An 11,889-nucleotide genomic window follows, 5' to 3' on the forward strand; every position below is an offset into this window, starting at 1 on the left:
TACAGGACAACGCATATCCCTGTAGAGCGGCCTCAGCGGTATTACAGAACGTCGAGCAGCTCGACGTCGAACACCAGCACGCTGTGCGGCGGGATGCTGCCGACGCCCTGAGCGCCGTAAGCCAGCTCGCTCGGTACGTACAGACGCCATTTGCTGCCGGCGTTCATCAGCTGCAGGGCCTCGGTCCAGCCAGCGATCACGCCACCAACCGGGAATTCAGCCGGCTGGCCACGATCGTAGGAGCTGTCGAACACAGTGCCGTCGATCAGGGTGCCGTGGTAGTGGGTGCGAACGTTGCTTTCGCGGGTCGGCTTGGCGCCTTCACCTGCGGTCAACACTTCGAACTGCAGGCCCGAGGCCAGGGTGGTGATGCCTTCACGCTTGGCGTTCTCCGCCAGGAATTCCTTGCCCGCGGCAGCAGCGGCTTCGGCCTTGGCGGCCGCTTCGGCCTGCATCACTTCGCGGATGACCTTGAAGCTGGCCGACAGGTCGGCTTCGCTGACGCGGCTGTCGGCACCGTTGAAGGCGTCGGTCAGGCCGGCCAGGATGGCTTCCAGGCTCACGCCTGGTGGCGGGTTGTCACGCAGCTGGCCGCCCAGCTGACGGCCGATGCCGTAACTGACGCGGGTTTCGTCGGTGGACAGGTTGAGTTCGGACATTGTCATGCTCCACTGCAGGGCGCAGTGAAGCCGCGCCCTTGATGAAAAGGGCGAGCAGCCTAGCACACTGGGGCGCTGCGAGCAGCTACCAGGCCGAGCGCTGGGAAATCGGCACCTTCAAGTCTTCTTCCGGGTGCGTGCCCATGCCACACATTTCATCCTGCACCGACCAGTGCACCAGGTTCATCGAAACCATGGGAATGGTTTGCAGCAGCTTGCGCGCATCCTCCACCGAACGCACGCGCAAGCGTTGACCGTGGGCATCGGAGAGTGGATGGGCGCGCCCTTTGACCCGGGCCTCGAGCAAGTAGTCACCGCCTTCGATGGCGATCAGGTTCAGTTCGTCGACATGGCCGGATCTGGCCTCAGTGTTGAGCTGATGCAGGTTCATGAGAGCACCTCGGGACGGGAACCACGCATGAAGCTCATTTTTTGTACAGAAACGGAGAATACACAAGACACGACTGACACCGCTCGTCAGTTGCCAGCGCCACGTAGCGCAATTCCTAAAGGAGCGACACAAGGCCGCTCCTTTAAGGGGCCGCGGCTCAGTGTTTGGTGAGCTTGTCCAGGTAGCCCATGCAGAACGCCGAGACCACGAAGGTCATGTGGATGATCACGTACCACATCAGGTAATCAGTGGAGATGTTCTGCGCATCCATGAACACCCGCAGCAGGTGGATGGACGAAATGGCCACGATCGACGCCGCCACTTTCATCTTCAGCGACGAGGAATCCATCTTGCCCAGCCAGTTGAGCTTTTCCTTGCTCTCGTCGATATCCAGCTGCGAGACGAAGTTTTCGTAGCCGGAGATCATCACCATCACCAGCAGGCCACCGACCAGCGACATGTCGATCAACGACAGGATCACCAGAATCAGGTCGGCTTCGCTCAGCGCGAAGACGTTGGGCAGGACGTGAACCACTTCCTGGAAGAATTTCAGCGCCAGGGCCAGCAGGCCGAGGGACAGGCCGAAGTAGATCGGTGCGAGCAGCCAGCGCGAGGCATACATCGCGTTTTCGAGGATACGTTCCATGGAGAATCGGGACTCATCAGGTGACTAAAAAGCGAGGGCGAGTATAGCCAGCCACCTGTTACAGCAAAAGCCCGGTGAACGGGGCTGCGCTGCAGCCCCGGCAATTCGTTCAGGTTTCAGGATGGAACTGGTAATCCCCGAGGTTACGGCACCGGTCGCCATTGATCCGCCGCAACTGCGCCTGCAGATGCAAACACCAGATCTGCGGGTCCTCGGCCACCTGATAGCCATGCAAGGTCAGGCTGTCGACAATGGCATTCAATACCGATTCGGCCACCAGCGGCCCATGAAACGGCCCCTGGGCCTTGATCGCCGAAGGCTGTTCACCAGCCATTCCGGCAGCGAACAGCAACGTCCACATACCGTTGTCCCCGGCCAGCGGCCGGATGCAACATTCGATACGGGTCACCAGGCCCAGGCACTGGCGCGTGAGGCTGAGGTTGCGCATGGCCGCGTCCCCTCCAAAGAGCCTTGTTCAGCCTGGACTCAGGCTGTTTCCATCCTGAACGCTGATACCGTCCTTAAGTTCCAGCATAGAAGAACAGCAGCAAAAGTTGGAAAACCGGCGCTGAACGGTAGCACTTCGCCGCCAGCGCCGGTTTATTGACTCAGGCCGGCTTGGCCTGGGCAATCACCTCTTCAAGACGCTCCTTCTCCGCCTTTTCGATTTCTTCCTCACCGATCATCTCGGCGATCTCGCGCAGGCGCTCCACCACCCGGGCATTGACGCTGCCTTCGGTGAACTGGCCCTTGTCATCCAGCACGCCGGCCTCCTCGCCCACCAGCAGGCTCAGTGCCTCGTCGGCCTGGCTCACCGCATAGACGTGGAACATGCCGTTCTCCACTGCCTGCAGCACGCGCTCGTCGAGCATCAGCGTGGCGACGTTGGCGCGCGGGATGATCACCCCCTGTTCGCCGGTCAGGCCACGTGCCTCGCACAGGCGGAAGAAGCCCTCGATCTTCTCGTTGACCCCACCAACCGCCTGCACTTCACCAAACTGGTTGATCGAACCGGTGATGGCGAAGCATTGCTTGAGCGGCGTGCGCGACAAGGCCGAGATCAGCGTACAGGCTTCGCCCAGCGAGGCGCTGTCGCCGTCGACATAGCCGTAGGACTGCTCCAGGGCGATGCTCGCCGAGATCGCCAGCGGAAATTCCTGGGCATAACGGCTACCCAGGTAGCCGGTGAGGATCATCACGCCCTTGGAGTGGATCGGCTGGCCGAGGTTGACCTCGCGTTCGATGTCGACGATGCCGCTGCCGCCCGGGTAGACGGTGGCGGAGATACGCGCCGGCATGCCGAACGCCGAGTCGCCCACCTCCAGCACGGTCAGGCCGTTGCACTTGCCGATGGCCGCGCCTTCGGTGTCGATCAGGATGATGCCGGCCAGCATGTCGTCCAGTACCCGCTGCGAAACTCGCCCGGTGCGGGTGGCCTTGGCCTTGAGTGCACGTTCGATATGGCCGGCGTCGGTCATTTCGTCACTGGCCAGCTGGCGAATGAAATCGGCTTCGCTGACCAGCTGGAACAGGTCGCCGATACGCGCCGAAAGGCGCGACTGGTTCTCTGCCAGGCGAGCGCTGTAGGTGGCCAGGCGCGCCACTGCATCACTGGTCAGCGGCGCCATGCCCTCTTCATTGGTGCGGGTGCGCAGCAACTGGGCGAACTGCTCGAGGTTCTCGTCGACCATGGGCATGTCTTCGTCGAAGTCCACCAGCACCCGGAACATCTCCTGGAAGTCCGGGTCGTGGTCCTGCAGCGCGTAGTACAACTGGCGCGAACCGATGATGATCAGCTTGACGTTCAGCGGGATCATCTGCGGCGTCAGGCTGACAGTGGCCACGCGCCCCAGCTCGCCCAGCGGCGACTCCATCTTCAGCTTGCGCGACTGCAGGGCACGCTTGAGCGCGTCCCATACGAATGGCTCGCCGAGCATCTTCTCGGCTTCGAGAATCAGGAAACCACCGTTGGCGCGGTGCAACGCACCCGGCCGCAGCTGGCGGTACGAGGTATACAGCGCGCCCTGGTCGGTGCTGTATTCGATACGGCCGAACAGGTTGTCGTAGGTCGGGTGTGGCTCGAACACCACGGGTGCGCCACCGTCAGCGTGATGGCCAACCACCAGGCTGGGGGCGTATTGCTCTTCCAGCAGCTTGCGCGCGACGGCGTCGGTCTTGCTGTCGTCCACCAGTTGCTCGACCACGGTACGCAGCAGGTTCAGCTGCACCGACTGCAGGTAGGCACAGACCGCCGCGTTTTCCGCATATTTTTCCGACAACGGCGCCAGCAACGGCTGCAGGGCCAGGGTGATGGTTTCCTCGTTGAGCTGGCGCAACTGGTTATTCGACTCGCGCTTCCATTGCGGCAGGCTGGCCAGCTCTTCGTTCAGGCGTTCCTCGAGCAGGGCGATGTCTTCGTGGAACTGCTCGCGTACTTCTTCCGGCAACTGGGCGAATTCGGCTTCATCCAGCGCCTTGCCGTCGGCCATCGGGGTAAAGGCGACGTTGCTGGCGTCGCGGTACAGGGCAACGTCCTTTTCCAGCGAGGCGCGCTCGATCACATCCAGGGCGCGGTCGTAACGCTGGTTGAAGGCGCGGTCGATGGCGCCTTTCTTCTGCTGGTAGGAGGGGTGCTCGAACACCGCCGGGAACGTCGCCAACAGGTTGTCGATCAAGCCGTTCATGTCGGCTATGAATGCCCCGGCGCTGCCGGACGGCAATTCCAGCGCGCGCGGTTCGCGGGTGTCATCGAAGTGATTGACGTAGACCCAGTCGGCCGGGGTCTGCTGGCGCTTGCCCTCGGCCTTGAGGTAGCGCTTGACGAACGAGAAACGGCCGGTGCCAGGCTCGCCCATCACATACACGTTGTAACCAGGGCGCGGCATGGCCACGCCGAACTGCAGGGCCTCGACAGCACGTTCCTGGCCCAGGACTCCGCGAAACGGCTCCAGATCGTCGGTGTTGGTAAAGGCAAACTGCTCGGGGGAGAAACGCCGGGTCAGGGCTTCAGGCGCGAGACGCAGGCGCGCAGCGACAGGATCGGGCATTGGGTTTCCTTACTTCGGCGGGGCAGATACGCAGCATTCTGGCGCTGCCCGCGCGCGCCTTGCAAGGCTCCACGGGACTTTATCTCCAGCCGCAGCGGGTCATCCGACAGCAAATTTTTCGCAATCAGCAACGCAACCTTTAGATCGTGCCTAAACTCCAAGCTGCGCGGGTGGGTGAAAAGCTTCCCCGACCTGGCAACCGAGTTGCCAGAAACCCTGACCCTTGGTTAAGTCAAATAGAGAACAAATGCTATGAAACGGATTCTTCTGGGTACTCTGTTCACCGTGGTTTCGCTTAACGCCATGGCCGAAGCGCCAGGCGGCCCGAACTGCGGCTGGGGCAACATGCTGTTCGAAGGCCAGCGCGGCACTCCGGCACACTTCCTGGCTTCCACCACCAACGGCACCTCCGGTAACGCCACGTTCGGCATGACGTCCGGCACCAACGGTTGCTCGACCAAGGCTTCGCTGACCTACGGCGGCAAGTCCTGGTTCGCCATGAACGGCATGATGAACGAACTGTCCGAAGACATGGCCATGGGCCAGGGCGAAGCACTGACCACCTATGCCGTGGTACTCGGCGTGGCTCCGGAAGACCGTGGCTACTTCGCAGCCGTCACCCACCAGCACTTCAACCAGATCTTCAGCAGTGCCGACGTCACTGCCGAAACGGTCCACAGCAACACCCTGGCCGTTCTGAAGAACGATCCACGCCTGGCCAAATACGCTACCGAGGCCTAAGCGCAGCTGCTCCCGCCCCGGCTCCGGGGCGGGTTTCGCCTTTTTTTCGGCATCGTTGAGAAGTAGTTGCCCGACATGCTCAAACGCCTCGCTTCCCTGGCGCTGTGTGCCTGCGCCCCTGTACATGCCGCACCACTGCTGGACCACGGCCGTCTCCAGCAACTGGCCAATACCCCTTACTGGATTGCCCTGGGCCATTACGAAACCGCCAAGCTCGGTGGCTGGCGCAGCTATGTGGACGATGACGCGTTCTTTCTCGCCCAGGACGGCGCGCACCATCCCGACGACGAGCTGCAAGCCACGGTCGAAGCGCTGTACGCCCCGGCCAGCCTCGGCGACCAGCACGCCCAGTGCCGGTTCCCGGCGCGCACCCGCTGGCTGCGCGAACAGCTCGACCTGCAAGACTTGCCACAGCCGACCTGCCAGGAATTCAACGGCTGGTACCAGTCGGTCGACCCACACAGCGCGGCGCTGATCTTCCCGGCAGCCTACCTGAACAGCCCGTCCTCGATGTTCGGCCATACCTTGCTGCGCATCGACCAGTCGAAAACCCGCAGCGACGACACCACCCTGCTGAGCTACGCGATCAACTTCGGCGCCTATATCGAAGGCAGCGACAACAGCATCCTGTATGCATGGAAAGGCCTCATGGGCGGCTATCCGGGCCTGTTCGCGCTGATGCCCTACCAGGAAAAGCTCTCCGAGTACCGCAGCCTGGAAAACCGCGACCTGTGGGAATACCAGCTGGACCTGACGCCAGAAGAGACCGGGCGCATGGTCGAGCATGTGTGGGAGCTGAAGCAGGTCCAGTTCGACTACTTCTTCTTCGACGAAAACTGCTCGTATCGCCTGCTGGAGCTGCTGCAGGTCGCCCGACCGAGCCTGGACCTGACCTCACAGTTCCCGCTGACCGCCATCCCCACCGACACGGTGAAGGCAGTGCGCCAGTCCGGCCTGGTCTCCAGCGTGAAATATCGCCCTTCGCGCGAGCGCGAGTTGCTGGCCCGGGCCGAACCGCTGGACCATCAGGAAAAGCAGCAAGTGCTGGCCATCAGTGCCGACACCGCACAATTGCAGAACCCTGAATTCACCGCCCTGCCCCGCCCGCGCCAGGCACTGGTGCAGGATGCCGCGTATCGCCTGGAACGTTACCGCGCCAACGGCCAGGAGCGCGACGCTGGCCAGGCCCGGCGCAGCTTCGAGCTGCTGCAGGCGATCAACCGCAACCCGCCACCGGCGCTGGATATCGAGCGCCCGGGGCTGCCCGAGGACGGGCACGATTCGCGCACCTGGCAACTGGGCGCAGGCACCCGTGAGCACCGCGCCTATGCCGAGTATGGCCTGCGCATGGCTTACCACGACCTCAATGACAACGCCTATGGCTTCCCGCTGGGGGCGCAGATCGAGATCCTGCAATTGAAGGTACGCCAGTACGAAGGCAACGACTGGCAGGTACAGCGCCTGGACCTGGCCACCATCCGCTCGCTGACCCCGCGCAACGAGTTGCTCAAGCCGTGGTCGTGGCAGGTAGCCGGCGGGTTGGAACGAGTGCCGGGCAAACATGATGACGAAGTGCTGGTGAGCCATGTGAATGGCGGAGCCGGTGGCACCTGGCAGCTGGCGGACGGGTTGCTGGGCTTTGCCCTGGGCACGCTGCGGGTCGAGCACCACAATGACTTTGCCCAGTTCATCGCCCCGGCGGCGGGGTTCAACGGCGGGCTGCTATGGCGCAACGGGCTCGGCAACATGACGCTCGAGGCCAAGGGCGACTATTTCAGCAATGGCGAGGTACGACGCAGCGTGAGCCTGAACCAGCAGTGGGAAATCAGCCAGAACCTGGGGCTGCGTCTGAGCGCTTCGCGCGAGTTCAGTCACCTGGCGACGGCGCAGAACGAGGTGATGCTGGAACTGAAGTGGTACCACTATTGATTGTGAACCAACCGACTCTTTGACACTGTTTTGACAGCTCCCCGACAAACCGCCACCTAGACTTTCCGGTATTCCTCCGAAGGTCCAGGTGGTCATGTCGCGGTATTGGTCGGGCTTGTGCATTGCCTTGTTGCTGGCGGGTTGCGAAACGACCCGTGAACAGATGGTCGCCCGCGGTTATCCCCCGGCGTTCGCCGACGGCTATGAGGATGGCTGCAGCAGCGGTCGCCAGGCGACCGGGCTGATGGTCGGTGACTTTCGCAAGGATGTGCAGCGCTACCTGCATGAGCGTCAGTACGAAGCGGGTTGGGACGACGGCTTCCGCCAGTGCCAGGCGATGCAGAACAGTGAGCAACAGCGCCAGTACCAAGAGCGTTTCCGGGACCAGCGCGACCGTGACTGGGAACAGGAAAAGGATCGCGGCGCTGCCAAGGCTTATCGCCACGATTGAGTCGCAATCGGACATCCCTTGAAACCCGTAGCCTGCCATGATGGTCTCCTGCACAAGGAGGTAGCCATGAGCCGAGCATTCGTCAACGAAGACCAGGCCGCCGCCCAGGCCGACCAGCCCGTGGAGCGACGGGTCAGCGAACAACCCAACTACGTGACTGCCAGTGGCCTGCGCCAGTTGCAGGACCGCGTGGCCGAGCTGAATGCCCTGCGCAGCGAGCTGCAGGCGCTAGGTGAGCATGGTGACAAGCAGCGCCTGGCCGATACCGAGCGCGATCTGCGCTATTTCAACACGCGGCTGCAGAGCGCCCAGGTGGTACCGGCGGCGACGTCGCGGAGCAAGGTGCAGATCGGTAGCCGGGTGCGGTTTGTCGATGCCCAGGACCAGGAGTATGTGGTGCGGCTGGTGGGTGAGGACGAGGCAGATGCGGGGCGCGGGCTGATCAACTGGGGCTCGCCGCTGGGGCGGGCATTGCTCGGGGCCGGGCCTGGCGATGAAGTGCTGTGGCGACGGCCGGCGGGAGAGCAGGTGATCGAGATAGTTGATATCGAGGTTGAGGACTGAAGGGCAGGGGCTGCTTTGCAGCCCATCGCGGCGCAAGGCCGCTCCTACAGCGGCCCGCGACCACCTGATTGACGCGGCGCTTGTAGCAGCGGCCTTGCGTCGCGAAAGGGCCGCAAAGCGGCCCCGGCACGCTCGAATCAGACCACGCCTTGCGCCAGCATCGCATCCGCCACTTTCACGAAACCGGCGATGTTCGCGCCCTTCACATAGTTGATCCGGCCATCGGCCTCTTCACCGTAATGCACGCACGCATGGTGGATCGACTGCATGATGTTGTGCAGCTTGCTGTCCACCTCGCCGGCGGTCCACAGCAAGCGCATGGCATTCTGCGACATCTCCAGCCCCGACACGGCCACACCGCCGGCGTTGGAGGCCTTGCCCGGCGCATACAGGATGCCGGCTTCCAGGAAGATATCCACAGCCGCGAGGGTGGTCGGCATGTTGGCGCCTTCCGCTACGCAGATACAGCCATTGCGCAGCAGGGTGCGCGCGTCTTCGGCGTCCAGCTCGTTCTGCGTGGCGCACGGCAGGGCGATGTCGCACGGCAGGTCCCATGGGGTCTGGCCCTGGCGGAACTCCAGGCCGAACTGGGCAGCCAGCTCGCTGATGCGGCCACGCTTGACGTTCTTCAGCGCCATGACCGCCTCCCATTGGGCGTCGGTCAGGCCGGCCTCGGCATACAGGGTGCCTTCGGAATCGGACAGCGAGATGACCTTGCCGCCCAGGTCCATGACCTTGCGCGCGGCATACTGGGCCACGTTGCCCGAGCCGGAAATTGCCACGCGGCAGCCATCGATGCGCTTGTCCTGGCGCTTGAGCATTTCCTCGGCGAAGTACACGCAACCGTAGCCGGTGGCTTCCGGGCGGATCAGGCTGCCGCCGTAAGTCATGCCCTTGCCGGTCAGCACCGAGGTGAACTGGTTGGCCAGGCGCTTGTACTGGCCGAACATGAAGCCGATTTCGCGAGCCCCCACGCCAATGTCACCGGCCGGTACGTCCAGGTCAGCGCCGATGTGGCGGTACAGCTCGCTCATGAACGCCTGGCAGAAGCGCATCACTTCAGCGTCGCTCTTGCCTTTCGGGTCGAAGTCCGAGCCGCCTTTGCCGCCGCCCATGGGCAGCGAGGTGAGTGAGTTCTTGAACACCTGTTCGAACGCCAGGAACTTGAGCACGCCGAGGTTGACCGAGGGGTGGAAGCGCAGGCCGCCCTTGTACGGGCCGATGGCGCTGCTCATCTGGATGCGGTAGCCGCGGTTGACCTGCACCTTGCCCTGGTCATCGACCCAGGACACGCGGAACAGCACGGCGCGCTCCGGCTCGACCATGCGCTCGAGAATGCCGGCTTGCAGGTAATGCGGGTTGGCTTCCAGGAACGGCCACAGGCTGCGCAGCACTTCTTCCACCGCCTGGTGAAATTCGGGCTGGGCCGGGTCGCGTTGCTTCAGGCGTGCGAGGAAATTGTCGACAGATTCGATCATGGTAGACGTCTCACCCAGGATTGGACTTATTGGTTTTTCCGCGAATGTACCAAGAAGCAATCGCACCGGAACAGGGCGAAATGTCGTTTATTTGAAATTATTTGGTGCGTTTTATGTAACTGTATACAAAACGCTTCGCCAGAGCCCCTTGACCACCTTCCAACAGGCACAAAAATGGGGCCACGCAGGGCCCCATTCTTGTGCAGCAGAATCCGGCTTACTGGGCCAGCTTCTTGTGCCGGACTCGGTGTGGCTGGGCAGCGGCATCGCCCAGGCGCTTCTTGCGGTCGGCTTCGTACTCGGTGTAGTTGCCTTCGAAGAACACCACGTTCGAGTCGTCTTCGTACGCCAGGATGTGGGTAGCCACACGGTCCAGGAACCAACGGTCGTGGGAGATCACGATCGCGGCGCCCGGGAAGTCCAGCAGGGCTTCTTCCAGCGAACGTAGGGTTTCGACGTCGAGGTCGTTGGACGGTTCGTCGAGCAGCAGGACGTTGCCGCCCTCCTTCAGGGTCAGGGCCAGGTGCAGGCGGCCACGCTCACCACCGGACAGGTCCTTGACGAACTTCTGCTGGTCGCCACCCTTGAAGTTGAAGCGGCCCACATAGGTACGCGACGGGATCTCGTAGTTGCCGATGCGGATCATGTCGGAACCGTCGGAAATCTGCTGGAATACGGTCTTGCTGCCGTCCAGGTCTTCACGGCTCTGGTCGACGCAGGCCAACTGCACGGTTTCACCGATCTCGATACTGCCCGAGTCCGGCTGCTCCTTGCCCATCAGCATGCGGAACAGGGTCGACTTACCGGCACCGTTACCACCGATCACACCGACGATGGCGCCCTTCGGCATGGAGAACGACAGGTTGTCGATCAGCACGCGGTCGCCGTAGCCCTTGGTGACGTTCTTGAATTCGATGACCTTGTCACCCAGGCGCGGACCGGCCGGGATGTAGATCTCGTTGGTTTCGCTGCGCTTCTGGAATTCCTGCGACTGCATTTCCTCGAAGCGCTGCAGACGGGCCTTGGATTTGGACTGGCGGGCCTTGGCGCCTTTGCGCACCCACTCCAGTTCCTCTTTCATGGCCTTTTCATGAGCGCTCTGCTGCTTCGATTCCTGCGCCAGGCGCTCGGACTTGGCTTCCAGCCAGCCCGAGTAGTTGCCTTCGTACGGGATACCGGCGCCGCGGTCCAGTTCCAGGATCCAGCCGGCGACGTTGTCGAGGAAGTAACGGTCGTGGGTAATCGCTACCACGGTGCCCGGGAAGTCGTGCAGGAAACGCTCCAGCCACGCCACCGAGTCGGCATCCAGGTGGTTGGTCGGTTCGTCCAGCAGCAGCATGTCGGGGGCCGACAGCAGCAGGCGGCACAGGGCCACACGGCGCTTTTCACCACCAGACAGGTGCTCGATGCGCGCATCCCAGGCCGGCAGGCGCAGGGCGTCAGCGGCAACGTCCAGCTGGCGCTCGAGGTTGTGGCCATCGGCGGCCTGCAGGATGGCCTCGAGCTTGGCCTGCTCGGCGGCCAGCTTGTCGAAGTCGGCATCCGGTTCGGCATAGGCCGCGTAGACCTCGTCCAGGCGTGCCTGGGCGTCCTTGATGACGCTGACCGCTTCCTCGACCACCTCACGTACCGACTTGTTCGGGTCCAGTTGTGGTTCCTGCGGCAGGTAGCCAACGTTGATGTCGGGCATCGGACGGGCTTCGCCGTCGAATTCCTTGTCGACGCCCGCCATGATCCGCAGCAGGGTCGATTTACCGGCGCCGTTCAGGCCGAGCACGCCGATCTTGGCGCCCGGGAAGAACGACAGGGAAATATTCTTGAGAATTTCCCGCTTCGGCGGCACGACCTTGCTCAGCCGATGCATGGTGTAGACGTATTGAGCCAAAACCAAGCCCTCTAATCAGATAGGTAAAGACATCGACGATCGCCCCGGCACGCTGGCCAGGGGGATGTTTACGGGGTGTCATTGAACAAAGTCGACCA

General features: G+C 62.7%; 11 protein-coding genes. 4 read left to right on the forward strand and 7 right to left on the reverse strand.

All coding sequences use genetic code 11. From position 1 onward, the window contains the following. Positions 1 to 41 precede the first annotated feature (41 nt). From B4L76_RS08860 to B4L76_RS08880, 5 genes are all read right to left on the reverse strand, one after another. Positions 42 to 659, reverse strand: a complete 618-nt coding sequence (locus B4L76_RS08860) for an FKBP-type peptidyl-prolyl cis-trans isomerase (RefSeq protein ID WP_170028204.1) — start codon at positions 657 to 659, stop codon at positions 42 to 44. 85 nt (positions 660 to 744) lie between these two features. Beyond that, the gene (locus tag B4L76_RS08865) at positions 745 to 1,050 is read right to left on the reverse strand and encodes a DUF6482 family protein (protein ID WP_296231872.1); all 306 of its coding nucleotides are present in this window, start codon (positions 1,048 to 1,050) and stop codon (positions 745 to 747) included. Positions 1,051 to 1,207: 157 nt separating this feature from the next. After that, positions 1,208 to 1,696, reverse strand: coding sequence for a TIGR00645 family protein (locus B4L76_RS08870; RefSeq protein WP_003247486.1), 489 nt, complete (start codon positions 1,694 to 1,696; stop codon positions 1,208 to 1,210). Positions 1,697 to 1,805: 109 nt separating this feature from the next. Further along, a complete protein-coding gene (locus B4L76_RS08875) occupies positions 1,806 to 2,144 on the reverse strand; it encodes a hypothetical protein (RefSeq protein WP_296231874.1) in 339 nt (112 codons plus the stop codon). A gap of 160 nt (positions 2,145 to 2,304) precedes the next feature. Next, complete coding sequence (locus B4L76_RS08880) at positions 2,305 to 4,743, reverse strand: Lon protease family protein (RefSeq protein WP_296231875.1); 2,439 nt, start codon at positions 4,741 to 4,743, stop codon at positions 2,305 to 2,307. 252 nt (positions 4,744 to 4,995) lie between these two features. On the opposite strand from B4L76_RS08880, the gene B4L76_RS08885 reads away from it, so the two are divergent. The 4 genes from B4L76_RS08885 (at position 4,996) to B4L76_RS08900 (ending at position 8,428) form a co-directional block, all read left to right on the forward strand. Then, positions 4,996 to 5,484, forward strand: coding sequence for a DUF3015 domain-containing protein (locus B4L76_RS08885; protein WP_170028199.1), 489 nt, complete (start codon positions 4,996 to 4,998; stop codon positions 5,482 to 5,484). A gap of 75 nt (positions 5,485 to 5,559) precedes the next feature. Then, on the forward strand, positions 5,560 to 7,413 hold the full coding sequence (locus tag B4L76_RS08890; RefSeq protein WP_296231876.1) for a DUF4105 domain-containing protein: 1,854 nt from the start codon (positions 5,560 to 5,562) through the stop codon (positions 7,411 to 7,413). A gap of 94 nt (positions 7,414 to 7,507) precedes the next feature. Continuing rightward, complete coding sequence (locus B4L76_RS08895) at positions 7,508 to 7,864, forward strand: hypothetical protein (RefSeq protein WP_296231878.1); 357 nt, start codon at positions 7,508 to 7,510, stop codon at positions 7,862 to 7,864. Between the two features lie 66 nt (positions 7,865 to 7,930). Beyond that, positions 7,931 to 8,428 (forward strand): GreA/GreB family elongation factor, encoded by a 498-nt coding sequence (locus tag B4L76_RS08900; RefSeq protein ID WP_296231880.1) that lies wholly within the window; start codon positions 7,931 to 7,933, stop codon positions 8,426 to 8,428. Between the two features lie 137 nt (positions 8,429 to 8,565). Here the strand turns inward: B4L76_RS08900 and gdhA are convergent, their stop codons facing one another. Together gdhA and ettA are read right to left on the reverse strand one after the other, a co-directional pair. Next, on the reverse strand, positions 8,566 to 9,906 hold the full coding sequence (gdhA, locus tag B4L76_RS08905) for an NADP-specific glutamate dehydrogenase (protein ID WP_296231882.1): 1,341 nt from the start codon (positions 9,904 to 9,906) through the stop codon (positions 8,566 to 8,568). Positions 9,907 to 10,123: 217 nt separating this feature from the next. Next, a complete protein-coding gene (gene ettA, locus B4L76_RS08910; RefSeq protein WP_296231883.1) occupies positions 10,124 to 11,791 on the reverse strand; it encodes an energy-dependent translational throttle protein EttA in 1,668 nt (555 codons plus the stop codon). Positions 11,792 to 11,889 lie beyond the last annotated feature (98 nt).

This window comes from Pseudomonas sp. UBA4617, assembly GCF_002386445.1.
Taxonomy (GTDB): domain Bacteria; phylum Pseudomonadota; class Gammaproteobacteria; order Pseudomonadales; family Pseudomonadaceae; genus Aquipseudomonas.

What these genes read in the sequence shown, in the direction of transcription:
- B4L76_RS08860 (WP_170028204.1), bottom strand. Translation starts at nt 659, where the DNA reads ATGTCCGAACTCAACCTGTCCACCGACGAAACCCGCGTCAGTTACGGC.
- B4L76_RS08865 (WP_296231872.1), bottom strand. Translation starts at nt 1,050, where the DNA reads ATGAACCTGCATCAGCTCAACACTGAGGCCAGATCCGGCCATGTCGAC.
- B4L76_RS08870 (WP_003247486.1), bottom strand. Translation starts at nt 1,696, where the DNA reads ATGGAACGTATCCTCGAAAACGCGATGTATGCCTCGCGCTGGCTGCTC.
- B4L76_RS08875 (WP_296231874.1), bottom strand. Translation starts at nt 2,144, where the DNA reads ATGCGCAACCTCAGCCTCACGCGCCAGTGCCTGGGCCTGGTGACCCGT.
- B4L76_RS08880 (WP_296231875.1), bottom strand. Translation starts at nt 4,743, where the DNA reads ATGCCCGATCCTGTCGCTGCGCGCCTGCGTCTCGCGCCTGAAGCCCTG.
- B4L76_RS08885 (WP_170028199.1), top strand. Translation starts at nt 4,996, where the DNA reads ATGAAACGGATTCTTCTGGGTACTCTGTTCACCGTGGTTTCGCTTAAC.
- B4L76_RS08890 (WP_296231876.1), top strand. Translation starts at nt 5,560, where the DNA reads ATGCTCAAACGCCTCGCTTCCCTGGCGCTGTGTGCCTGCGCCCCTGTA.
- B4L76_RS08895 (WP_296231878.1), top strand. Translation starts at nt 7,508, where the DNA reads ATGTCGCGGTATTGGTCGGGCTTGTGCATTGCCTTGTTGCTGGCGGGT.
- B4L76_RS08900 (WP_296231880.1), top strand. Translation starts at nt 7,931, where the DNA reads ATGAGCCGAGCATTCGTCAACGAAGACCAGGCCGCCGCCCAGGCCGAC.
- gdhA (WP_296231882.1), bottom strand. Translation starts at nt 9,906, where the DNA reads ATGATCGAATCTGTCGACAATTTCCTCGCACGCCTGAAGCAACGCGAC.